At 66.3% G+C, this 23,016-nt stretch carries 20 protein-coding genes; 6 read left to right on the top strand and 14 right to left on the bottom strand.

What is annotated here, in order from left to right:
* Positions 1–34 precede the first annotated feature (34 nt).
* The 8 genes from ACIQ1T_RS02270 to ACIQ1T_RS02235 form a co-directional block, all read right to left on the bottom strand.
* Complete coding sequence (locus ACIQ1T_RS02270) at positions 35–1,174, bottom strand: ATP-binding protein (RefSeq protein WP_395942864.1); 1,140 nt, start codon at positions 1,172–1,174, stop codon at positions 35–37.
* Positions 1,171–1,743, bottom strand: a complete 573-nt coding sequence (locus ACIQ1T_RS02265; protein WP_395942863.1) for a chemotaxis protein CheB — start codon at positions 1,741–1,743, stop codon at positions 1,171–1,173. Before ACIQ1T_RS02265 ends, ACIQ1T_RS02270 begins: the two co-directional genes overlap by 4 nt.
* A complete protein-coding gene (locus ACIQ1T_RS02260; protein WP_395942862.1) occupies positions 1,740–2,564 on the bottom strand; it encodes a CheR family methyltransferase in 825 nt (274 codons plus the stop codon). Before ACIQ1T_RS02260 ends, ACIQ1T_RS02265 begins: the two co-directional genes overlap by 4 nt.
* On the bottom strand, positions 2,564–5,995 hold the full coding sequence (locus ACIQ1T_RS02255) for a response regulator (RefSeq protein ID WP_395942861.1): 3,432 nt from the start codon (positions 5,993–5,995) through the stop codon (positions 2,564–2,566). Before ACIQ1T_RS02255 ends, ACIQ1T_RS02260 begins: the two co-directional genes overlap by 1 nt.
* Positions 5,996–6,399: 404 nt before the next feature.
* A complete protein-coding gene (locus tag ACIQ1T_RS02250; RefSeq protein ID WP_395942860.1) occupies positions 6,400–6,597 on the bottom strand; it encodes a hypothetical protein in 198 nt (65 codons plus the stop codon).
* Positions 6,598–6,752: 155 nt separating this feature from the next.
* The gene (locus tag ACIQ1T_RS02245) at positions 6,753–7,685 is read right to left on the bottom strand and encodes an NAD(P)/FAD-dependent oxidoreductase (RefSeq protein WP_395942859.1); all 933 of its coding nucleotides are present in this window, start codon (positions 7,683–7,685) and stop codon (positions 6,753–6,755) included.
* Positions 7,686–7,724: 39 nt separating this feature from the next.
* On the bottom strand, positions 7,725–8,228 hold the full coding sequence (locus ACIQ1T_RS02240; protein ID WP_395942858.1) for a DUF1543 domain-containing protein: 504 nt from the start codon (positions 8,226–8,228) through the stop codon (positions 7,725–7,727).
* Positions 8,229–8,230: 2 nt separating this feature from the next.
* Entirely contained in the window at positions 8,231–9,907 is a 1,677-nt protein-coding gene (locus ACIQ1T_RS02235) for an FAD/NAD(P)-binding protein (protein ID WP_395942857.1), read from the bottom strand.
* A gap of 25 nt (positions 9,908–9,932) precedes the next feature.
* Here ACIQ1T_RS02235 and ACIQ1T_RS02230 point away from each other — a divergent pair, with 25 nt between their 5' ends.
* Positions 9,933–10,520 (top strand): DUF488 family protein, encoded by a 588-nt coding sequence (locus tag ACIQ1T_RS02230; protein WP_395942856.1) that lies wholly within the window; start codon positions 9,933–9,935, stop codon positions 10,518–10,520.
* Here the strand turns inward: ACIQ1T_RS02230 and ACIQ1T_RS02225 are convergent.
* Positions 10,481–12,568, bottom strand: coding sequence for a catalase (locus ACIQ1T_RS02225; protein ID WP_395942855.1), 2,088 nt, complete (start codon positions 12,566–12,568; stop codon positions 10,481–10,483). The two genes, ACIQ1T_RS02230 and ACIQ1T_RS02225, sit on opposite strands and share 40 nt — an antisense overlap.
* A gap of 311 nt (positions 12,569–12,879) precedes the next feature.
* Complete coding sequence (locus ACIQ1T_RS02220; protein ID WP_395942854.1) at positions 12,880–13,104, bottom strand: hypothetical protein; 225 nt, start codon at positions 13,102–13,104, stop codon at positions 12,880–12,882.
* 84 nt (positions 13,105–13,188) lie between these two features.
* Here ACIQ1T_RS02220 and ACIQ1T_RS02215 point away from each other — a divergent pair, with 84 nt between their 5' ends.
* From ACIQ1T_RS02215 to ACIQ1T_RS02200, 4 genes are all read left to right on the top strand, one after another.
* A complete protein-coding gene (locus tag ACIQ1T_RS02215; RefSeq protein ID WP_395942853.1) occupies positions 13,189–13,701 on the top strand; it encodes a DUF5946 family protein in 513 nt (170 codons plus the stop codon).
* 244 nt (positions 13,702–13,945) lie between these two features.
* A complete protein-coding gene (locus ACIQ1T_RS02210) occupies positions 13,946–14,788 on the top strand; it encodes an alpha/beta hydrolase family protein (protein WP_395942852.1) in 843 nt (280 codons plus the stop codon).
* Between the two features lie 283 nt (positions 14,789–15,071).
* Positions 15,072–15,932, top strand: coding sequence for a helix-turn-helix domain-containing protein (locus ACIQ1T_RS02205; protein ID WP_395942851.1), 861 nt, complete (start codon positions 15,072–15,074; stop codon positions 15,930–15,932).
* Positions 15,933–15,983: 51 nt separating this feature from the next.
* Positions 15,984–16,910 carry a CPBP family intramembrane glutamic endopeptidase gene (locus ACIQ1T_RS02200; RefSeq protein WP_395942850.1) on the top strand — a complete coding sequence of 309 codons (927 nt, stop codon included), beginning with the start codon at positions 15,984–15,986 and terminating at the stop codon, positions 16,908–16,910.
* 575 nt (positions 16,911–17,485) lie between these two features.
* Here ACIQ1T_RS02200 and ACIQ1T_RS02195 read toward each other — a convergent pair.
* The 3 genes from ACIQ1T_RS02195 to ACIQ1T_RS02185 all read right to left on the bottom strand — a co-directional run bounded on the left by ACIQ1T_RS02195 (position 17,486) and on the right by ACIQ1T_RS02185 (position 20,094).
* Entirely contained in the window at positions 17,486–17,695 is a 210-nt protein-coding gene (locus tag ACIQ1T_RS02195; RefSeq protein ID WP_395942849.1) for a DUF6356 family protein, read from the bottom strand.
* Complete coding sequence (locus ACIQ1T_RS02190; protein WP_395942848.1) at positions 17,695–18,627, bottom strand: LysR substrate-binding domain-containing protein; 933 nt, start codon at positions 18,625–18,627, stop codon at positions 17,695–17,697. The genes ACIQ1T_RS02195 and ACIQ1T_RS02190 overlap by 1 nt, the downstream gene beginning before the upstream one ends.
* A 306-nt stretch (positions 18,628–18,933) precedes the next feature.
* Positions 18,934–20,094 carry an aminotransferase gene (locus tag ACIQ1T_RS02185; RefSeq protein WP_395942847.1) on the bottom strand — a complete coding sequence of 387 codons (1,161 nt, stop codon included), beginning with the start codon at positions 20,092–20,094 and terminating at the stop codon, positions 18,934–18,936.
* A 157-nt stretch (positions 20,095–20,251) separates the two neighbouring features.
* Here ACIQ1T_RS02185 and ACIQ1T_RS02180 point away from each other — a divergent pair, with 157 nt between their 5' ends.
* Positions 20,252–20,401, top strand: coding sequence for a hypothetical protein (locus tag ACIQ1T_RS02180; protein WP_395942846.1), 150 nt, complete (start codon positions 20,252–20,254; stop codon positions 20,399–20,401).
* Positions 20,402–20,421: 20 nt separating this feature from the next.
* Here the strand turns inward: ACIQ1T_RS02180 and ACIQ1T_RS02175 are convergent, their stop codons facing one another.
* The gene (locus tag ACIQ1T_RS02175) at positions 20,422–23,013 is read right to left on the bottom strand and encodes a M14 family zinc carboxypeptidase (RefSeq protein ID WP_395942845.1); all 2,592 of its coding nucleotides are present in this window, start codon (positions 23,011–23,013) and stop codon (positions 20,422–20,424) included.
* Positions 23,014–23,016: the final 3 nt, after the last annotated feature.

Below are 23,016 nucleotides of genomic sequence, written 5' to 3'. Positions count from 1 at the left end.
GCCAGGCGTCTGACTGCATCCATCAGGATGCGGATCAGAGCGAGAGAGGAAGGCGCAATGTGAAGCGACTGCCCAGATTGGGGCCGTCGCTGTGCACGGCGATAGTGCCGTGGTGCAACTCGACCAACTGACGCACCAAGGCCAAGCCGATGCCGAGGCCTTCGGCGGACCGGGAGTCGGGGCCCGGCAGCTGGGTGTAGAGGTCGAAGATGCTGGCCTGTGACTCCAGGGGGATGCCCACTCCATTGTCGCTGACCACGATCTCGGCGACGTCCGGTGAGAGGTGGACGCTCAATCCGATCTCACCGCCGGGAGGCGTATATTTGGCGGCGTTCGTCAGCAGATTGCTGACCACCTGAGACAGACGCGTAAAGTCTGCAGACACCCAGGCCGGGGTCTGGGGCAGGTCCAGGGTCAGGCTGTGCTGCGCCGCCTCGATCCTCGGTCTGCTGGTGTCCAGGGCGGAGTCCAGAATGGCGCCGAGCGAGACCCGCTCAAGACGAAGGGCGATCTTGCCCTGATCGATGCGCGAGACGTCGAGCAGATCCTCGATCAGGCGCGACAGGTGCAGGACCTGGGTGGCCATGCGCTCGCGGATAAGGCCGGCGCGATCGGCGTCGGCCTCGCGGTCGAGAAGCTGAAGGCCTGCACGAAACGCCATGATCGGATTGCGCAACTCGTGGCCGAGAACGGCGAGAAACTCGTTCTTGCGTCTATCCGACGCCATCAGGGTCGCGGCGTAGGCTTCCAGAGCGTCGCGCTGGGCCTGGATCTGCAGCCGCTGCCGATAGAGATCGACGAAGACCTCGGTCTTGCCGCGCAGGACATCGGCCTCGATCGGCTTCTGGATGAAGTCCACGGCTCCGGCCTCGTAGCCGCGGAAGCGGCGTTGGCGGTCTGCGCTTCCCGCAGTGACGAAGACGATGGGCACATGACGGGTGCGCGAACTGCCGCGCATGAACTCGGCGAGCTGAAACCCGTCCATGCCCGGCATCTGCACGTCCAGCAGGGCCAGGGCGACGTCATGCTCCAGAAGCAGTTCGAGGGCCTCGTCGCCCGAGCGCGCCTTGAGGAAGGTCAGCCCCTCCGCTCGCAGAAGGGCTTCAAGCGCCAGAAGGTTCTCGTCCAGATCGTCAACCAGGAGAATGGGGGTAGGGGTGTCGTTCGGGATCAACGGGCCCGCTCCTGAAGATGTTGGGCGATCCCGACGAGGTCCAGGACGGCGGCTTGGGGGCAGGCGGCTAGAGCGGCCTCGGGCATGGTCCGGGCGTAGGCCGACACCGGAGCCTCGACGAGGGCCTCGCCGCCGGCGCGGACTATGGCGGCCAGTCCGGCGGCGCCGTCCTCGTTGGCCCCGGTGAGGATGATGCCGGTGAGGCTTGGAGCGCCAGCGTCGGCGGCGCTGTCGAACAGCACGTCGATGGCGGGGCGGGCGTAGTTGACCAGTTCGTCGGACGACAGGGCGAGATGCCCGTCCTGTTCGACGAGAAGATGGTAATCCGAGGGGGCGAAATAGACGACGCCGGGGCGGATCGCCTCCTTGTCCTCAGCTTCCTTGACCGGCAGGGCGCACCGGGCGGCCAGAAGAGGGACGAGGGAATTGCTTCGGTCCGGCGGCACATGGACGGTGATGAGGACGGCGAAACGCTCCGTCGGGGGCAGGGGCTCCAGGAGGGTCAGCAAGGCCTGAACGGCGCCGGCCGATGCGCCGATCACCACGAGCGGTGGGAGGGCGTCGGTCATGCGGTCCGCTTGCGATAGATCTTGTCCTGCCTGACGTATTCGTCGAAGGCGGAGACGTGGGTGGAAAAGCGTAGGCTCTCCTTGGCGCCGAGGCCGAGGAAGCCGCCGCGCGGCAAGGCGTCGGCGAAGAGGCCGATCGCGCGGTCCTGTAGGTCGCGGTCGAAATAGATCATCACATTGCGGCACGAGACCAACTGCATCTCGGCGAAGACGGCGTCCGTCACCAGACTGTGGTCGGAGAAGACGATCCGGCTGCGCAGCGATTGATCGAAGACGGCGCGGCCGTAGTCGGCTCTGTAATAGTCGGACAGGGAGGATCGGCCGCCGGAGCGCTGATGGTTCTCGGTGAATTGGCGGATCCGGTCGAGCGGATAGACGCCCGCCTCGGCGGCCCTGAGCGCGTCAGGATTGATGTCGGTGGCGTAGAAGAGGGTGCGGTCGTAGAGGCCTTCCTCCTTGAACAGGATGGCCATCGAATAGACCTCCTCGCCGTGGCTGCAGCCGGCGATCCACACCTTCAGCGACGGCCAGGTCCGCAGGTGAGGCAGGACGGTTTCGCGCAGGGCTCGAAAATAGCTCGGGTCCCGAAACATCTCGCTGACCTGAACCGTCAGATAGCCGAGTAGGCGTGGCAGCATCTCGGGATCATGCAGGACAGCGGCCTGCAGGGCGGACAGGTTTGAATAGCCCAGCTGATCGCGCGCCTGGATGAGGCGACGCTTGATCGACGCCCGCGCGTAGTGGCGGAAGTCGTAGTGGTAATGCTGGAACAAGGCCTCCAGCAGAAGCTGGATTTCCAGATCCTCGACGCTGTCCGGCATTAACGCGGCATCCAGACCCGTACGAGCGACAGGAGCTTGTCGACGTCTATGGGCTTGGCCATGTAGTCGTTAGCGCCGGCCTCGAGACAGCGTTCCTGATCATCCGGCATGGCCTTCGCCGTCAGCATGACGATCGGCAGCTTGGCCCATCGGTCCTCCTTGCGGATGGTCGAGACGGCCGTCAGCCCATCCATCACCGGCATCATCACATCCATCAAAACGAGATCGATCGCGCGGGCAGGATCCTGGGCGGAGGCGGCCAGGGCGTCGATCGCCTCCTGCCCGTTGCGGGCGATTTCGACGAGGGCGCCGCGCGGCTCGAGCACATGGGTCAGGGAGTAGACGTTGCGCACGTCGTCCTCGACGATGAGGATGCGCCGGCCTTCGAGCGCGGCGTCGCGGTTGCGGGCCTTGCGGATCAGCTTCTGCTGCTCCGGGGGCAGGTCCGACACCACCTGGTGCAGGAAGAGGGAGACTTCGTCGAGCAGCCGCTCGGGCGACTTGGCGCCCTTGATGATGATCGAGCTGGAGTGGCGGCGAAGCTGCTGTTCCTGATCCGGGGTCAGGTCCTTGCCGGTATAGACGATGACCGGCGGGAAACTGTGGGCCCCGTCGCGGCTGAGTGTGTCGAGGAGGGCGAAGCCGGAGGCGTCGGGCAGGGCGAGATCCAGGACCATGCAGTCGTAGGTCTCCGCTTTCAGAGCCTCGAGACAGTCGGCGGCGGTGCCGACGCCCGTGATCTCGACCTGGGGCGAGGCGAGCAGGGCCTCGACGGCTTCGCGCTGAACCAGATCGTCCTCGACCACCAGGACCCGCCGCAGGGTCCGGTCCAGAGCCGCTTCCAGCCCGTGCAGGACCTCAGCCAGCTCCTCGCGCTTGACCGGCTTCATGGTGTAGCCGAGCGCGCCGAGGGCGAGCGCCGTCTGGGCATGATCTTCGCCCGAGACGATATGGATGGGAATGTGGCGGGTTGCGTCGTCGTGTTTGAGCCGATCGAGCACGGCGAGGCCGGATTGATCGGGAAGACCGACGTCGAGGACGATGGCGCTCGGCCGATGTCGGGCCGCCAGATCGAGCGCCTCTTCGGCGGTGGTCGCCACCAGGCTCTGGAACCCCATCTCGCGCGAAAGATCGCGGATGATGCCGGCGAAGCGATCATCATCCTCGATGACGAGCAGCACGCGCCTCGCCTCCGCCAGCCGGTCGCGATCGTCCTCAACGGCGCGCAGGCGCGTCGAGGGCGCGGCCGGCGCGGGAACGGCGTTCGGACGAGCCTGCGTGTGGGCGGGGGCCGCGACAGCCGCCGGCCGCGCCGCGACATCGGCCGGATCGAAGACCAAAGGCAGGGTCAGGGTGAAGGTGCTGCCCTTGCCCGGCTGGCTATCGAGGCCGAGGCCGCCGGCGAGCAGTCGGGTCAGCTCGCGCGAGATCGACAGGCCCAGTCCGGTCCCGCCATAGCGTCGGCTGATCGCCCCGTCGGCCTGCTGGAAGGCTTCGAAAATGGCGGACTGATGCTCGGGAGAAATGCCGATCCCGGTGTCCTTGACGGCGAAGGCGAGACCGCCGCCGTCCGGACGGATCGTCAGGCGCACTTCGCCGCTTTCCGTGAACTTGATGGCGTTCGAGAGCAGGTTTTTGAGGATCTGTTCGAGGCGTTGGCGGTCGGTCTCGAGCAGCTCCGGCGTCTCCGCATCGATCTCCACGGCGAAGGCGAGGCCGCGATCAGCCGCGACAGGCTCGAAGGTCCGGCGCAGATCGGCCGCGAGGCGCGCCACCACCACGTCTTCGGCCCGCACCTGGACATGGCCGGCCTCGATCTTGGACAGGTCGAGGATGTCGTTGATCAGGTTCAGCAGGTCCTCGCCCGAGGAATGGATGGTCCGGGCGTAATGAACCTGCTCCTCGCTGAGCCGGTCGTCCGCATCATCGCCGAGCAGCTTCGACAGGATCAGCATCGAGTTCAGCGGCGTGCGCAGTTCGTGAGACATGTTGGCCAGGAAGTCGGACTTGTACTGGCTGGCCTGTTCCAGATCCTGGGCCTTGCGCTCGAGAGCGGCGCCGGCCCGCTCGAGGTCGTCGCGATGTGTCTCCAGCATCTGAGCCTGTTCTTCAAGCTGGCTGTTTGTCTGTTCCAGCTCGACCTGCTGCTGCTCCAGCCGGACCTGGGATTCCCTGAGCGCCCGGCTCTGCTCCTCCAGCTCTTCGTTGGAGACCCGCAATTCCTCGCTCTGCACCTGCAGTTCTTCGGCCTGGCGCTGGGTCTCCTCCAGGGCGTCCTGCAACTGGACCCGGTAGCGGGCCGACCGCAGCGCAACGCCGATTCCGGCGGAAGCCTCGTCGATCAGGACGAGCAGGTCGGGGGTGGGCGGATGGAGGAAGCCGAGTTCGATCACCCCGTTTACGTCCGCATCGGCGCGGGCTGGGGCGATGAGCAGGTGGCGTGGACGTCCCCGGACCAGCGCCGAGCCAATGGTCAGATAATCCTCGGGCACGTCGGTGAGCACCTGCGCCCGGCCTTCGGCCGCCACCTGACCGAGGAGGCCTTCCTTGAGACGGAAGCTCGCCGGCGTAGGGGCGTCGTCCGGAACGCCCAAGGTCGCGGCGCGCCGGAACCGTCCAGCCTCGCCCTTGTATAGGACCCCGGCCTGAGCGCCCACATAGGTCGCCAGGAAGCCCAGGACGCTGTCCGCCAGTTCCTCCACCGTCTTGTCGCCGCTCATGGCGTCGGCGAGGCCGACCTGGCCCGCCTGCAGCCATTCCTGGCGGGCGCGGGCGCGGGCGCTGCGTTGGATCAGCAGGAAGACCGCGACAGTGAGGACGGCGCCGAGCAGGGCGGTGAGGACGCCTCCGACCGTGGCTGTCCGGTAGGCCGCGTCCATTTCGACGAGACGGGCTTCACGCTGGCGAACCCCTTCGGCGCGAATGGCTGCGGCCTGGGCGCGGATATTGTCCATGGCCAGCTTGCCGCGGTCGGTCTCGACGACGGCGATGGCGGCTTCGCGGCCGCGGTCGCGCCGAAGCGCGATCGTCTCCTCGAGCTCGCTCATCTTCTCGGCCGCATGGCGTCGGAGGCGGAGCATGGCGGCCTGCTGCACCGGGTCGCCCTCGACCAGGGCGGCGAGCTCGTCGAGCCGGGCGTCAAGAGTGTCGCGCGCGGCGGCGTAGGGTTCGAGATAGGCGTCGGCGCCGGTCAGCAGATAGCCGCGTTGGCCGGTCTCGGCGTCACGCGCGGCGGCGGTCACGGCGTCGGACGCGACGAGCAGCGTATGGGTCTGGCGCACCCGGGCGCTGTTCTCCTTCAGCGCCTGGATATTGGCGAAGGCGACGACGCCGCTGACCAGGAAGAAGAGCAGCACGGCCGCCAGGCCGACGGCGGCCCATGCCTCCACCCGGGAACGCGGAGCGGGGGAGCGGGCTTGGGACGAAGTCATGCGTGTGCTCGGGCGACCAGAGGAGGTCGTCTTGCCTAGCGACTACGGGATATTACGCAAGGGCGAGGGCGGACGAGGCCGGCTAAGTCGCGAAGTTTCTGCGACTTCGTGTGTCAATCCAAGGCTGAGCGCGCCGCTAAGCCGTGAAGCCGATACCTATCCGAACGGCGGCGACGGCTAGAGCGAAGACGCCGGCGCCGGCCATAACCTTGACGATGAACCGCATGTGGGAGGTGCGCCGGCGAATGGGCTTGGGCGAGCCCCAGAGAGGGCTTCCGGAATCGTGTCTCATCGGCATGGTCAGGCTAGAGCACAGGCTGCGGCCTCCCGTCAAAACTCAGGGGCAAGAAGGCGAAGCGCTCCTCTCGGGCCGCTCGTCAGGGAGAGGCGCGACGGGGCTGCGGTTACGGATCGTTTTTCCGGTCCACCGTGAACAGCAAGATGTCCGATGCGGTGACCGAGATCCGGTCGAAGGCCGGATGCTTGGCGCGCAAGCTTTCGACCAAGGGCAGGACCTCGTTCGCGTGGATGGCGCGAGCGACCTCCAAGGGTTTGGTCTCTCCGTCACGAAGGACAGAGATCTCATAGGACGGCATCATCAAACTCTTGGGTGCTCTTGCGCAGAGCCTCAACCGCGTGTGATCAGCGATGTTCCCCACGAATGTCCGATAGTGGACATATGTGGCGCGGCCGGCACGCAAGATGCGAACCTGAGCCACACCGTCACCATCTCCAGTCTCGGCGCCGGTATTCCGAATCATCCCGCCGGAGTCAGGGTTTCTGCGTCGAGACCACGCAGATAATTATGCGCACGGGTGGCGGCGAGAGCGCCGTGTCCGAAGGCGACGCTGATCTGATCGAGTCCCTCGACGACATCGCCAGCGACGAAGATCCCGGGGCGTGGCCCCCCGAGGGGTGCGCCCGCCTCGACCTTGCCGGCGACCCCGTCGGGCACGCCCAGCGACAGCGGCAAGACGCTCCGCGGTTTGGACCCAAGTGCGGGATACAGAACATCGAACGTCAGACGCCGACCGTCCTGTAGTCCGACGACTACATCCACTGCGCCGGGCGCAATCTCCCGCGCCGGGGAAGGCTCGATCAGGATCCCCGCTGCATCCAACTGTTCTATAACTCCGGGTCCGAACGCTGGCGTTTCGAGCGCGAGCAGGGTCACAGCGTCGGAATAGCGGCGCACGAACAGGGCTTCGGCCGCCCCATGATCGTCGCCGCCCAGCACGGCGATGGCGCGGCCGACAGCCTCACGGCCGTCGCAGATCGGACAATAGCGAAGCACCCCGTTTCGCAACGCCTCGTCTTCGACCGTTCTGGACAGGCCCGGCCCGACATCCTCGACGCCGGTGGCGAAGATCAACGCCCGTGCGCTCCACTCGTCGCCTTGGGCATCACTGAGTACGAAACCGCCCTCTGTCAATCGAGCGGTCGCGATATGGCGATCCAGGATCTCGGCTCCGGCCTGGCGCGCCTGCACGGCTAGGCGCCCGATCAGTTCCTCGCCGGAGATTCCCTCCGGGAAACCTGGGGTGTTGTGCGAGCGGGGAATGCGGAGCGCCCGGCTGGTCCCATCATGAAGCACCAGGCACTGGCGACGGTAACGCGCCAGATACAGGGCCGCCGTGAGGCCGGCGGGGCCGGCGCCGACCACGATCACTTCCGCGGTGGGATCAGACATGAGGTCTCCGTCGATGAGGCGGCCGAACTAGGGACGGGATCAGCGAAGCGGGAGATACTCGCACGCGAAGGGCGCGTCCTGAGCTTCGATGATCGGCGTCAGGTGGATATGCAGGGCCTGGAGCTTTGCGGCCTCAGCCAGACTGAAGGCCTGCTCGGCCTCGTAGATCTCGTCTCTATGGGGCGCGATCCAATCCTTGGCCCGCCGGATCGCGCGGGTCTTGGCTCGCGTCAGGCTGTCGGCGACGACGAAGACGTTGCGGTGCTTCTCGGCGAAGTCCACGCCGTCGTAGCCGCCGAGATTGACGTAGAAGAGCTTCTCTTCGCCGCCAAAGGGCTCGGGGCGAAGCGTCACCGCATAGCCGTCGGCGTGGCTGATCTCGGACCAGCAGTCGACGTGCAGACTGCCGGGGCGTCCCCACCACTGGCGCTTCAGCTCCGCATAGGTGTCCTGCAGGCTCGGGGCGGCGATGAAGCGCATGTCGTGCACCTCGATATTGGCGCCAGGGTGCTCGCCGCCAATGTAGATCGCGAACAGCTTCATGGTCAGGCCGCCTCCGCCGTCGGTCGTGTCCCTGCCGGGTGATCGACCGCCCTGCCGACCGCCTGCGCCAGGGCGGCGCCGACGATCGCGCCGCGGTCATGCGAACTGGTGATGCCCTGGACGAAGGGGTGGCGCCCCATCAGGAAGGGCAGGCTCAGGCAGAACAGCCGGTCGGCGGGGACATGGTCCGCGACGGGATGGAATTCGTCATCGAGGGCTACGCCGCGCACCGCCGTGGACGCGTCCCCGGGCGCGGCGTCGGTGATGACGCCCTGCGCCAGAAGAGACGGGAATGGGAAGGCGCTCGCGGACAGGGGCTTCTGGCCCGTGGCCTCGATGAAGACGGGGAAATGACGGCGCACGCCTTCGCGTACGACGGCGCCGCCGCAGCCTTCGGCGGGCTGGGTGTCGAGCCGGTAGTCGTCGCCCAGGGCCAGGACCTGCAGCTTGCCGGCGCGGTGGAGCGCCAGCAGACGGGCGATCGAGGCGTGCGGCACGGCGCCGTAGTCGTCGACGAACACCGGCTTGAGATGGCGCTCGAACCGGTCGAACTGCGCGGCGTCCAGATGCGGCGCGATCGCGCCGATGACCTCGTGCATCCTGAGGATGGCGTATCGCCACGGCACGGTGATCTCGGCGGCGTGATTGCGGCGCGCCTCCTCGAGATTGGCCTGGGCCCAGTCGAAAGGATCGGCGGCGGCCCGGTCGGCGAAATAGGTCTCGCCGAAGGACTCCACCGTAGCCTCGGCCAGAGAGACGGCGCGGGCATAGGCTGGGTCCGCCAGGATCAGCTCTCCTCGAAACAGGTCGAAGGCGGCGTCGAGCAGAGCGTCGCCGCCCGACTCGACGAGGCCCGCGACGGCCTCGCTCGTGCAGATCGACAGCGGCGTGTACGGCAGGGGAAAGTAGAAGTCGGCCTCGGGAAGGAGCCCCTTGCGCGACATCATGGTCAGGTCGAACGCCTCGGTCCCGGGGTGAGGGACATAGGTCAGGTCGCCATCCTCGCCTGCGACGAAGTCGCCGTGGCGGATGGCCAGGGCGACGGCGGCGTCGATGGCGGTCAGGGACGAGCCCCGGATCCCGACCGGGGTCGGGGGCAGGGCGGACAGGTTGGAGGCGGGCCAGGGCGTCAGAAAATAGCCGGGCCGAACTTCCGGCTCGGACGGCCACTGATGGCCGGTCGCCAGCACGACATGGTCGAAGGTCTCGTCGGTGACGAAACCGAGGTGCGGGGCGATCGTCAGACGAACCCCGGCGTCGAGATTGACGGCGTCGATCACGCGGCAGGCCGTGCGCACCTCGAGGTCGACGCCGGCCGTTCGCGCCTCGGCGACGAGGACGTCGAACTGTTCGGCGAAATACCGCCCCAGGGTGACGCGGGGCAGAAAGGCCCGGTCGTTCACCTCTTCGGGCGCGACGCCCAGAGCCGCCCGCTCGGACGGAGATTTACGCTCCAGCCAATCCGCCAGGGTCTCGTTCAGCGGCGGTATCTCGAAGCTGGCGATGTTGGCCAGCATGGCGGGGTCGTTCCAGCCCGGCCGATAGGGCGTGCCGAGGCCGGCGGTGCGCTGTTGTTCGAAGATGGTGACGGCGACCTCGCGCCGGCCTTCGGCGAGAAAGGCCGCCAGGGTGTAGAGGGTCGTCGGTCCGGCTCCGACGAAGGCGATGGATGGCGTCATTCAGCCTGAATGCCCAAGGGCTTGAATGGCGCCATCGCCGTCTGATCTTTCTTACCGGAGGGGCTTGTCTCCGCCGTCACGGCAGCGCTGGTCATTCCGGCGACGCGCCTATCTCTCCGGCATGAAACTGTTCACGATCGGCTATGAAGGCGCGCCCCAGGCCGAGGTCATCGCGCAGCTCCAGGCGGCGGGCGTGCGTCGTCTGATTGATGTCCGCGCCGTCGCCGCCTCGCGCCGTGCGGGCTTCTCCAAGACCATCTTGGCGTCGTCCCTCGCCGAGGCCGGGATAGACTATGTTCACCTCCGGGCCCTTGGCACGCCGAAAGCCGGGCGAGACGCCGCGCGCAAGGGTCGGCTCGAGGACATGCGCGCGATCTTCGCCGAGCATCTCGACGGCCCCGAGGCGATCTCGGCATTTGAGCGCCTGCGCGCGCTCGTGAAATCGGCGCCGAGCGCGCTTCTGTGTTTCGAGGCCGATCCCGGCGGATGTCACCGGGCCGTTCTGGCTGAACGTCTGGCGGCGGAGACGGGCGCCGAGATCGTCAATCTGGCGCCCTGTTCGGCCGCCGGGGATCAGGCGAGCAGGCGCACCTTGGGTTCACGGTCCCACTGACGGGTGCGGGCCGGCTCGACGAAACCCGCCGCGCCCTTCTTTAGGGCCACGACGCCGTCGTCCGTCTCGACGCCGGCCTTGTCCAGCAGGGGCTGGGCTTCGGCGGTGTGTCCGATCGCCTTGAGATGGCCGAAGGCGTCCTTGACGAAGTCCACCACCGCGCTCTCCTTGAGCAGCAGGGCGCAGCCGTCTTCGGACAGGACGATGGCGATTGCGTCGAACAATACCGAAGGGCTTCCCGCCAGCTGGCCGTCGGCGGCGAGGACGGAGCCGTCGGCCAGGGTCGCGCCGCCGATCTTCGGGGCCACGACGAAGACCGAACCCCCGTCCGCCTCGACCGCTTTGCGCACGCCGGCGACGAGGGCGCCGTCCGACCCGTCGGCGACGAGCACGCCGACCTTCCGACCCTGCAGCGTCTCGGGATATTTGCCGACGATGCGCAGGGCCGGCGAAGGCGCGAGATCGATCGGCTTGACGGCCGGCCTTGAGGCCTTGGGCAGAGGCAGATTCAGACCTTCGGCGACGCGCTTGGCCAGGCTGTCGTCGACATTGCGCAGGTTGGAGAGGATCCGGTCGCGGACGTGCGGCAGCGAGACCTTGGACAGTTCGAAGACGATGGCGCTGGCCAGGTGGGCCTGCTCGATCTCGGTCTGCGACCGGTAGAAGAGCCGCGCCTGACTGTAGTGGTCGGCGAAGGTCTCGGCGCGTAGCCGGACCTTCTCGCCGTCCTGCGGCACGGGCGCCGAGCGGAATCCGCCCTTGGGATCCTCGCGTGGGCCGCCGTCCTCGCCCGCCTCGGCCAGGCTGTTGGGTTCGTAGTTGGCGCGCCCCTTGAAGACCTGGGTCTGCATATGGCCGTCACGCTGGAAGTTCTGGAAGGGGCAGCCCTTGGCCTGGTTGATCGGAATCTGGTGGAAGTTCACCGTGCCCAGCCGCGACAGCTGGGTGTCCTGGTAGGAGAACAGCCGGCCCTGCAGGAGGGGATCCTCGGAGAAGTCGATGCCGGGGACGATGTTGGTCGGCAGGAAGGCCGCCTGTTCGGTCTCGGCGAAGAAATTGTCCGGGTTACGATCCAGCACCATCCGGCCGATGACGCGGATCGGATAGTCTTCCTCGGGCACGAGCTTGGTGGCGTCGAGGATGTCGAAGGGCAGGGCGTCGGCCTCGGCCTGGGTGAAGAGCTGCACACCGAACTCCCACTCGGGGAAATCGCCCTGGGCGATGGCTTCGTACAGGTCGCGGCGATGATAGTCGGGATCGGCGCCGGCGATCTTGACCGCCTCGTCCCAGCAGGTCGACTGGGTTCCCAGCTTCGGCCGCCAGTGGAACTTGACCAGGGTGGCCTCGCCTTTCGCGTTCAGCAAGCGGAAGGTGTTGACCCCGAACCCCTCCATCATGCGCAGCGACCGGGGAATGGCCCGATCCGACATGGCCCACATGATCATGTGGGTGGATTCCGGCATCAGGCCGATGAAGTCCCAGAAGGTGTCGTGGGCGCTGGCGGCCTGCGGATAGCCCTTGTCCGCCTCCATCTTCACCGCATGGATCAGGTCCGGGAATTTGATCGCGTCCTGGATGAAGAAGACCGGGATATTGTTGCCGACGAGGTCCCAGTTGCCCTCGACAGTGTAGAATTTGACGGCGAAGCCTCGGACGTCGCGGGGCGTATCGACCGATCCCGCGCCGCCGGCGACCGTCGAGAAACGGGTGAAGAGTTCGGTCTTCTTGCCGACCTCGGTCAGGATCTTGGCGGTGGTGAACTCGGCCAGGCTGTCGGTCAGTTCGAAGAAGCCGTGCGCCGCGGACCCTCGCGCATGGACGATCCGTTCCGGGATCCGCTCATGGTCGAAATGCTGGATCTTCTCGCGGAGAATGAAGTCCTCCAGCAGGGTCGAGCCACGCGGTCCCGCCTTGAGGGAGTTCTGATTGTCGCTGATCGGCGCGCCGTGGTTGGTGGTCGCCCGCGCCTCGGCAGACGAGGCGGTCTGGTGCAGTTCGGCGGTGTCGCCGCGCTCGGTCTCGGCGGACGGTGCGGGAGTCTTGGCCATGTGTGTGATCCTGCCTGCGCCTCGCGCCGGGTGGATCCCCGCGCCTCGGCGCATCGGCAACGCGGTGGCCCTGATAATGTTCTGCGCGAAACCGGGCTTAAGCTATGGATCGGCTCTCACCGACATCAGCAGAATGCTATCATCCGTCGGCAATGCGGGGCTGCTGCCATATGTCCTTAGCACCGTGTTAGGGTCGGGTAGGTGGAAGACGAGGCAGAACCGGACCTTAGCGTTAAGCCGAGAAATCGGTCCTGACGGCCCCGCATTACTCGGTTCGTCTCTGATGCGACCGCCAACTGCGAGGGATGTCCTTATATCTCATGGGTAATTGTATGGTTACAGCGCACCAGAAGTCGTCGCCGGTGCGTCGTGTCGGCGCAGAGCGCGATTGAGCGCTTTTGCGCCAATTCCAGCCGCGTGAATGGCTTTGGCACGACCGAGCCCTGGTCCGCTTCGAACAGGGCGTCGGCGTCGGCGTAGCCCGTCACAAAGATGATCGGCACGCTGATGCGAATCTTGCGCAGTTCGCGCGCCACCTCGTTTCCGTCCGGAAAGTGCCCGGATGCCAGGGACGCAAACCGACCCGTTGCGGACCTAGCTTGCAGAGCTAAAGTGGCGGCATGGTTGAAGCAGTTTTGGAGATTTGTCCCGATTGCGGTGTGGCATTGCCGGCGCATCCCGGCGAGGCACACCCTTATTTCGGTGCGTCCGCATCATGCTGGGCCATGTACGGCCACGTTCTCGCTCGCGAATACGCCAGCCCTGCGCTGATGAAAGTCCACCGGCTCACGGTCGATGCCTACGCCGCCCAACATCCCGGCAAGCCCGAACGGCGAACGATTCAGTCGGTCTGGGTGCATCTGGCAGGTCTTTATCTAACCCTCGAACGCGATCTTTCCCACGACTTCGCGCGTAGCGTCATCGGAAAGTTGACGCGCTCCTCGGCTCTTCTGGATTGGCTTGAGCCCCCGGACCATCTTGGCGCCATCACGGTCGCACATGTCTATCAGGCCAGCGACGCCGAAAAGCATAGCGCCGCGATACGGGGCTGGGCGGAAACCGTTTGGGCCGCCTGGCGCCAGCATCACGAGGCGATCATTTTGATCGCAGATCGTGCTGCGTCGGAGCTTTGAAATCCAGCAACTCGGCTCCGGTGTGGTTTCGACCGCAAACCCGTCGGTCCGCTTCCCACCGCCAAGCGACAGTCGGCTTCCGACCCTTAGCTGAAGTTGCCGGTGCCCGCTCTCACGTCGTTTGGCGAAGCAAGGTGCGCGGATGAAATCGACTTCATGACACAAGCTTAAGCTTAGATTCTTTGTCGGTCGTGCGACATGGGTGGCGGGGCGGCGCTAAGGTCGCCCCTTCGGAAAGCGCCTCATGAAGTTCCTCGCCCTCGCCGCCCTCGCCGTTTTGTCGCCCGCTGCAGCCAGCGTACAGACCCCGGTTCACGAGGTCTCCATCCCCTCAGGATCCGAGACGCTCTCGGCGCGCGTGCTCGACGGCGTCGGCGATGGCTCCCGGCCTGTGATCGTCCTCTTCACCGGTTTCCCGGCCGGACCAAACATCCCCCGCGTCGCCAGTGAGCTTCAGGCCAGCGGCTACACCGTGGTCGTGCCGCAGTACCGGGGAACGGGCGCCTCGGCCGGCGCGATCAGCGTCGATGGGTCGCGAACGGACGGAGCGACGGTTGTCTCCTGGCTGAAGGCCGGATCCCTGCCTAACGCGGACCCGGCGAAGATCGGCGTGCTCGGCGTGAGCTACGGGGGGTGGGTCGCCTTACAGACTGCCGCCGCCAATCAGACCGTCCGGTGCGTTGCCGCACTCGTGCCGGCAGACATGGGCGTCATCGCCGCACGCTGGTCGACAGATGCGGAGTACCGGTCCGCGTGGAAGGCGGATCTTGAAAGCTTCGCTTCGGACCCGACCCTAGCCCGATTTGGTCCGTCTGGTGTTGAGGGCTTCATGTCGAGCGCGGTCGGCTCGGCAGGCGACAATCTATTGGCGACACGGGCTGGCGACCTGGCCACCCGCCCGGTCTTCATAGCTGGCGGTCGCCAGGATCCCGCTGCCCCGTTCCAAGACCACTATGTTCCGATCGTGAACGCCCTGCGTTCGGCAGGAGCGCCGTTCGTGGCTTTGGAATTTGAAGGCGGTCATAACCCGTCCGACGCGCAGGCGGCCGCTCGAAGCTTCATCGAACGAAAGTGCTTCCCGGACTGACGCATCTTCTCGCTGGGCCAGAAGCACGGCATTTGCACCGCCGACTTTTGGCCCTTAGCTGGTTCGCTCCGCTAACCAGCAATGTCCACCACCCACCCCTAGCTGAACTTCAGCGCGTCCGCTGATCGGTCGAACCGGCCAACGTCCGGTGTCGGCGCAGGTGCATATTTCGCCAAACGACCCAATGTGGACTCTGATCAGCTTGCCACTGCGGGTCGTCCGTTTTGCCTTATGATCTTCGCGAACGCCCATCGACTCACGTCTGCAGGAGGGTCGGAGTAGCATGTCGTTTGACGAAAATAGTTGGATCGTGCGGGCGCCGGGTGATTTGGAGCGGTTTGAAGCGTCCCTCAACGGGGCTGCCTACGGTCCACACCGGCACGACACATACGCCATCGCCATAACCGTCGCGGGGGTGCAAAGCTTCTCCTACCGCGGATCACGGCGCCTTTCGCTGCCAGGTCAGATCGTCGTTCTCCATCCGGATGAGCTTCATGACGGCCACGCCGGGGACGGGCGACACTTCCGGTACCGGAGCGCCAGCGTCGCACCATCCGCGCTTCAGGAGGCTCTCGGCGGGCGCGCCCTTCCGTTCCTTGCCGAGGGCGTATCTGACGACGCGCGGCTGCACGCGGCCGCCACGGCCCTTATTGGTGATCTCAACCAAGAGCTCTGTGGCCTGGAGTATGATCAGGCCATGCTCGACCTCGCGGAGGCACTGTCAGAGCTTGGGAGTGATCAGACGTATCACCGGCGCGCGGATCTCCAAGCGGTGTCGCTGGCGCGCGCGTTCATAGACGCCCACCCGGACAGCAATGTCCGACTTGATGATCTCGAACGCGTCAGCGGGCAGGATCGTTGGCAGCTCTCGCGCGGATTCCGGGCGCTGCTGGGCGTCAGTCCATATCGCTATCTGATCTTCCGCCGCCTCGACACAGCGCGAGCCATGATGAACGGCAGGACCCCGCTTGCAGAAATCGCCGCTGCCAGCGGATTCTCTGACCAGAGCCACCTGACGCGACATTTTCGGAGCGCCTACGGCCTGACGCCGGCGCAATGGCAACGGCTCAATCGTCCTAGACCTGTCAGAGGCGCGCCCAACAGCGGCGACCCCGAAACCGCCGCCCTGCGTCAGTGGGAGTGAACGCACACGATCGTTCTATAACTGGACCGCGACCCGCTTCAGTCTGCGGGTATGAACCTCAGAACCATTTACAGCACATCACCGGCGCGCGGCTGGCTTCCATGGGCGCTTCTCGCTCCCGTCATCTGCATCGCCCTCGCGATCGCCACCGAGATTCCGTCCACTCTTTTTCTTGAGCGGTTCGGCTTTGTGGATGCACAAGGCGAGTTCGTCGGCGCCCAGGGCCTCACGGCGATGCTGGTTGTATCTTTCATCACCTGGCTGCTCGCCGTTGCCGCATGGATAGCCGTCGTCGAGCGGCGGAATGCCGGCACAATCGGTCTTACGAGAGACGGTGCGGCGCAAGGATTCTATGGCGGCCTGATTGGTGGTGTCGTCATGCCGTCGGCAATGATAGCCTGTATCTGGTTGGCGGGCGCCTACGAACCTGGCGCACTGTTTCCGGCCGCTCAGTCCTCTGGCGCAATCATCGCAATGGCTGGCCTCTTCGTAGGCTTCCTCGTTCAAGCCAGCATCGAAGAAATCATTTTTCGTGGATGGCTCACCTCAGTCCTCACACGCCGCACGAACCTCGTCGTTGCCGTCCTGTTATCGTCACTTACCTTTACGCTGCTCCATTTCTCCCGGGGTCAGCCCTGGCTCGTCACCGGCAATATTCTACTTTTCGCTCTCTTCGCGAGCGCGTGGTCAATCTCGTCTAACAACATCTGGGGTGTGATGGGGTGGCACGTGGGATGGAACTGGATAATAGCCACCGGCTTCGACGTGCCGGTCACCGGCCTCGACGCGGGCGTGCCCGCGCTCATCGTCTCGCTGGCCCCGGCCGGAACGGACTTTCTCACCGGTGGCGCGGACGGCCCGGAGGGAAGCATCTTCTGCACGCTGTTCTTGGTCTGCGGCATCATCTTCTTTATGTGGCGCATCGCACGACAAGGCAGAGACGTCGGACCGGATCACAACAAACCTGCGGGCGCGTAGATTTGACGATGCGGCCGAGCGCATTCCCGACACTCGCTCCCGCCCCATGATCCTCGATTAGAATATGCCTCGCCTTCAGGGGTTCGGCGCTCTCCAGCACTGCCCTTGCCCGTGACGGTGCTGACAACTCGCTATTAGGTCAGCCACGTTCAGGAGGCGATCAAACTGGGCGCGAAAGACCTGTTCGCGAGGCCCTCAAAGACAATCAGCGGTTAATGAGGGTAGAGCGGCTGCTTGGCTCGACGGCGCGACCAGCGGCCCAAATCGCTTTCATCTAGCGCCAGAGTTCCGTGGAAACGCTGGGCGTCAACAAGTCCAGCGTCCGCTTTCCACCCCTTAGAGACCATGCGGAAGTTCGGTTTTAAGACGCGAAGTCGGCCGGCGGAATCGCGCCGTAGGGTGTCATTGCGGGCTCTAGCGTAGGTGCGCCGCCGTGGATGATCCTGAGAACTATTCAGCTATCATCAGTTGGGCCGCGTAGGGGAGAAAGGCGTCATTCTCGGGCACAAGGCCATCTCACATTCAAGCGGCGGGCTGCCCCCATGTGGCGAATGAATCGGACGGCCCAAAGGCTGTTATGGCAGACGGCGAACTCTATCCGTCAAGACCATCAGGGTCCGGCTCGCCGTGGTCTTGAACCAGAAGGGAAGCACCGCATGGATCAGACAGGCCAGCCCCGCTAAAACCATGGGGCCGCCAACTGAGGCTGCGACCTTGAAATGCGCCCCATAGGTCTCTCCTTGCTCTGCAGGATGACGTCGAAAGAGCGAGAGCGGGCCCCGCATCACAGCTCATCCACGACCAGGGCGTCGGCCTGGGCCTCGGCGCGAAGCCAGGCGACGAAAGCTTGGGCCTCGGCGCGAAGCACGCCGCGTCGCGTGACCAGCCGATAGGCCATGTCCGTCGCCAAATAGCCGTCGGCGAAAGGCGCTACGAGACGACCGGACGCCAAGTCCTCGGCGACGAAGGCGCGGGGCGCCAGGGCCAGGCCCCGACCGCGCGCGGCGTCCTCGATGGCGAAGGCGGTCTGATCGAACCGGGGCCCGGCCGCAGCATCGATCCGGTCCAGCCGCCGCGACTTCAGCCAGGCCGCCCAGTCCGGCCGCGGCTCTTCCAGCGTGCTCCGCCCGACGTGGATCAACGTATGGTTCGCCAGATCGGCGGGACTGCGCAGGGTCTCCAACAGGGCCGGGCTACAGACCGGTATCACCCCGGCCTCGATCAGGATCTCGCTGCGCACGCCCGGATAGTCGCCGGGTCCATAGCGCACGGCGACGTCCGCGCGACCGCCGGCGATGTCGGCCAGCTTCATGTCCGCAGAGATCCAGACCTCGATCTCGGGATGTTTGGCCGAGAACCGGGTCATGCGCGGCACCAGCCAGCGCACGGCGAAGGATGGCGGAACGCTGACCGACAGCGACTGCCGCTGCGCCGGCCCATAGACGATGTCCGCCGCCCGCTTCAGATGTTCGAAGGCGTCGCGCAGCACCGGCAGCAGCCGCTCGCCCAGATCGGTCAGGGCCAGACCGCCGGTCTCGCGCCGCACCAGGGGCGCGCCCGCGTGATCCTCAAGCAGACGCACCTGCTGGCTGACGGCGCCTGGCGTGACCCCCAACTCCTGGGCGGCCAGCGACACGCTGGACAGGCGGGCCACGGCCTCGAAGGCTTTCAACGCGTTCAACGGCGGCAGACGCCGGGGGTCGGACGCCGGTGTCATGCCGCGCTCCAGGATGCTGGGGCGGCGTCGGTCTGGAGGAAAAAAGGGGATTCGGTCGCCATGGGCGAACCTGTAGAAAAACTACGAAATGATGAGAAGCAGATTAGGCCACTCGGCACTCACAAAACCTCGAGTGAAGAATATCTATCAATCAAGGATGCCAGAATGCAAAAAGGCCGCGTCCGGGGATAATGGACGCGGCCTAGTTGCGAGAATGAGCGGTTGCGAGGCGCCCATACCCCTTCCTAGCGCCCAACGGCCAGACCTTCACCGCAGAAGGATTGCCGCGCGTCTCAGGATTTCTGTTCAGAGCAGAGCCCGTCGCGCGCGCCCCAATCGTTCGGAGGCTTCGTCCAGCACGGCGTCGCTTTTGGCGAAACACAGGCGCGCCACAGTCCGGGTCACGGGGTCATGCTCAAAGGCGGACAGGGGGATGGCCGCGACGCCGAACGCCTCGACGATCCGGCGGCAGAAGCTCGTGTCGTCGAGTTCCAGGCCCGACGCCGCCAGGTCCAGACACAGGAAATAGGTCCCTTCGCCCGGCGTGACGACATAGCCTTCGGCCGTCAGGGCCGCCGCCAACCGGTCGCGCGAACGGCCCAGATCGGACCGCATCTGGTCGAACCAGTCGACCGGCCAGGCCAGCCCGGCCGCCACGGCGGTCTGCAGATTGGGCGGGGTGGAGAAGGTCAGGAACTGGTGCGCCTTGGCCAGGGGCGCGATCAGATCCGGCGAACCGCAGGCGAAGCCGACCTTCCATCCGGTCAGACCGAACATCTTCCCGGCCGAGCCGATCTTGACGACCCGGTCCGCCATGCCGGGCGCCGCCAGCAGCGTCCGATGCATACGACCGTCGAAGACGACATGTTCCCACACCTCGTCCCTGACGACGATCAGGTCATGGCGGATGCAGATGCGGGCCAGGGCCGCGATCTCCTCGGCGTCGAAGACCCGCGCGGCCGGGTTCAGCGGGTTGTTGACCAGCACCATCCGCGTCCGGGGGCCTACCGCCGCCTCCAGCGCGGCCTCGGTCAGTCGCCACGCCGACGCCTGCAGCGTTACGGCCCGCACCACCCCGCCCGCGCGTTCGATCAACGGGCGATAGGCGTCATAGGCGGGTTCAAAGATGACGACCTCGTCGCCGGGCCGGACGTGGGCCAGCAGAGCTGCCGCGATGGCCTCGGTGGCGCCCGAGGTCACCACAACCCCGTCGAACGACAGGTCCACGCCCTGCAGGCGGCTATAGTGTTCGACTACCGCCTCGCGCAGGACCGGATCGCCGCGCGAAGGCGGATACTGGTTCGACCCGTTCAGCACCGCCTCGGCCGCCAACCGCCGCAAGACCTCTGGGCCGGGCGCGTCGGGAAACCCCTGCCCCAGATTGATCGCCCCGTGCCGGCGGGCGAGCCCCGACATGGTTTCGAAGACGGTGACCGGCATGTCGGCGAAGACGGGATGGGCGCTCATCCCCACACCCAATCCGCTTGGAACCCGGCTGGCAAGTGCGGCCGGACGAGGCGAGGCGGCGCTTTAGGTTTCCTGCCCTTCGCCTCAGCCGATCTCGATTGCGAGGCGACCGCAGCACGCGCCTGATGCAGGGGTGAACAGATCACTGGAGCCCCTCATGTCCGCCAAGCCCTTCGGCCCGTCCCCTCGCGCCAGCGGCCCCGTGTCGTTCGACCGGGTGCGCGTCGCCGTGGCCTGTGCGCCGCACGGCGGCTGGACGATCCATATGCCCAGGCGCGTCGAGACGACGGCTCGCCCGGACCGTTAGCCGGTCCGGGCGGCGCCCCCTCACCGTCGTTCTGCGGGGGTCAGATAGTTGGACAGGAACAGGGCGTTGATCAGCAGCCGCTCGGTCCCCAGCCAGTATTTGCGGTGGGCCGGATCGTCGGCGAACAGCACGACATTGCCCCGCCCCGTCCGCACCGTCTGGGCCCAGACCGATCCGGCCGCCGCCTTGCGCAGATCCTCGGCCAGATAGCCGTTCACGCGCGGCCGGTCCTCAATGCGGACGACATTGGCGAACGGGTCCTCGACCGGTCTCAGAACGACGCCCGTCTCCTTGTTCACCACCAGCGACCGGCCCGTCAGGCCGAAGGCGAGCGGATGGGTCACGTCCACATCGGCCGACAGGGCGTTGCCCGAGGTCCGCTGCTCCGACAGATAGTCGCGCCGGTCCGCAAAGTCCCGACGCCCGGCCGACGTTGTCTCGGCCTCGCCGTCCGCTTCGGGTTTGGCCCCGGACTTCACCAGCCCCTTGTCGATGGCCCAGGCCGAGGCCGTGCCGTAGGTCACCAGCGAACCGCCGCCCTCGACCCAGGATTTCAGCGCGGCGATGCGCCGGTCGCTCCAGTCGTCATAGGACCCGCCGGCCAGAACGATGCTGGTGTAGCCGTCCAGCGAGACCCCGCCGATCTGCGACGGATCCAGTCGCGTCGCCGGCCAGGCCAGGCGTTCGCTGAGCGCGAACCAGGTCGAGCCGATCTCGGTGGCGTTGACGCCCTGGCCCATGATCAAGGCGATCTTGGGCACCCGGATGCGGCGCACGCTGTCGCTGCCCAGATCGACGCCCGACGCGCTCTGACCGGTGGCCAGACCCCAGGCATCGACTCCGGCCTGACGCGCCGCCGTGTCGACCAGAGTTCGGAGGGTCGCGGCGTCCTTGTCCTGTCCCGCCGCAGTCACCACCAGACTGCCGCGTTCGAACGTCGTCTCGCCCTCGGCCGTCCGTGCGGTGAAGGGCTGGAAGGCGGCGCGCACCGCAACCCCCTCCTTCAGCAGGGCCGACAGGACGGCGGGCGCATTCAGATCGCGCCAGTCGATGGCGTAGGCATAGACCGTTTCCGCCCCCTTCACGCCGCCGAGGTGACGCGGAACCGAGGCGATCTGCTCGCCCAGGGCCGGCGTCCGGCGCGCCCGTCCGACCGCCAGACCATAGGCGTCGGCGATGCCGTAGGAGGTGCTGCCATAGACGCTGCCCTTCACCTCGGGCGTCGGTTCGAAGATCGAATGGATCAGGCGGAACTGCGGCTGGGCCGAGGGCACGACATAGGCGCTGTCCGGCTGGAAGGTGCGGCCATCGATGGTCACCGCCGAGCCCAGGCGATGGACGCGGATCCGGTGCCGCTGCAGCAGTTCGAGCGTCTGGGCGGTCAGGCCCGGATTGGCGGGATCGCCGAAGACGAAGGCCGCGTGTTCGTGCCTGCGCCCCTGCTCCACCGCCGATCTGAAGAAGTCGCGTTGCAGGTTGCGCAGATAGTCGCGCTGCTCGACCGCCCCGCGAATGGTGGCCAGACCGACGGCGGTCTGGTTGCGGATGGTGAAGCGGAACTCAAGAGGCCCGTTGTCGGTGTCCTGCACCAGCCCGCGCGAACTGGCCTGTTCGACCGTGACCCCGACCCCGCCGTGGAAGTCGGGATAGGTCGAGCCGTACACCGGCGAGAAGTTGTCGAAATTCTCCTTGGTGTAATAGAGCGACCCCAGCCCATCCAGCGCCTGGGCGTGATAGCGGGCCAGCACCACATTGGCCTCATACGAGGCGCGGGGCAGAAGCGGGCTTTCCATGCTCGCCGGCGAGGGCTCGAAATAATAGGTGCTGCCGGCGCCCATCTCGTGGAAGTCGATCTGAATGTTCGGCCGCCACTGGTGGAACACCTCCAGCTTGGCCGCCGTCTCGCGCTGGGTGATCGCCAGCCAGTCGCGATTCAGGTCTGTGAAATAGTGGTTGGTCCGGCCGGCCGGGAAGGGCTCGACGTGCTCCTTGTCGGCAGGGTCGCTGACCGGCGGATTGCTGGCCCAGGCGTTGTGCCAGTTGGCGGCGCGGTCTCGACCATCGGGATTCTGCACCGGGTCGATCAGGATGACGGCTTTGTCGAGCCAGTCCCGCGTCTCCGCCCCCTGTCCCGCCACCAGATAATAGGCGGTCAGCAGGGCCGCCTCGCCGCTGGAGGTCTCGTTGCCGTGGACGCCGTAGTAGAGGCCGACCACCACGGGCGCGCCCGGCTCGTCCGCCGCCGACGGATCGGACGCGCGGGCGTGCGCCGCCTTCAGCGCCTCGATCCGCCCCTGATTTGCTTCCGAGGTGACGATGACCTCGAGCAGGGGTCGATCCTCGTAGGACCGGCCGATCTCACGCACCGTGATCCGGTCCGACAGCCGGTCCAGTTCGCGCAGATATTCCACCACCCGGTCGTGCCGCGTGTAACGCGAGCCGATCGGATAGCCGAGAAACTGTTCCGGGCTTGGGATGGCGGGGTTCAGATCTCCGGCGGCGATCTGAGGGAAATAATAGGCGGTCTGGGCATGCGCCGGCGCCGGGGTGGCGGACAGGACGACGCCGACCAGGGCCACGGCGGCGACGCCGCCCATCAGGGCTTTCAACATGAG

It is taken from the genome of Brevundimonas sp. (assembly GCF_044336875.1).
GTDB lineage: Bacteria > Pseudomonadota > Alphaproteobacteria > Caulobacterales > Caulobacteraceae > Brevundimonas.
This window is presented reverse-complemented; position numbering and strand designations above follow the sequence as displayed.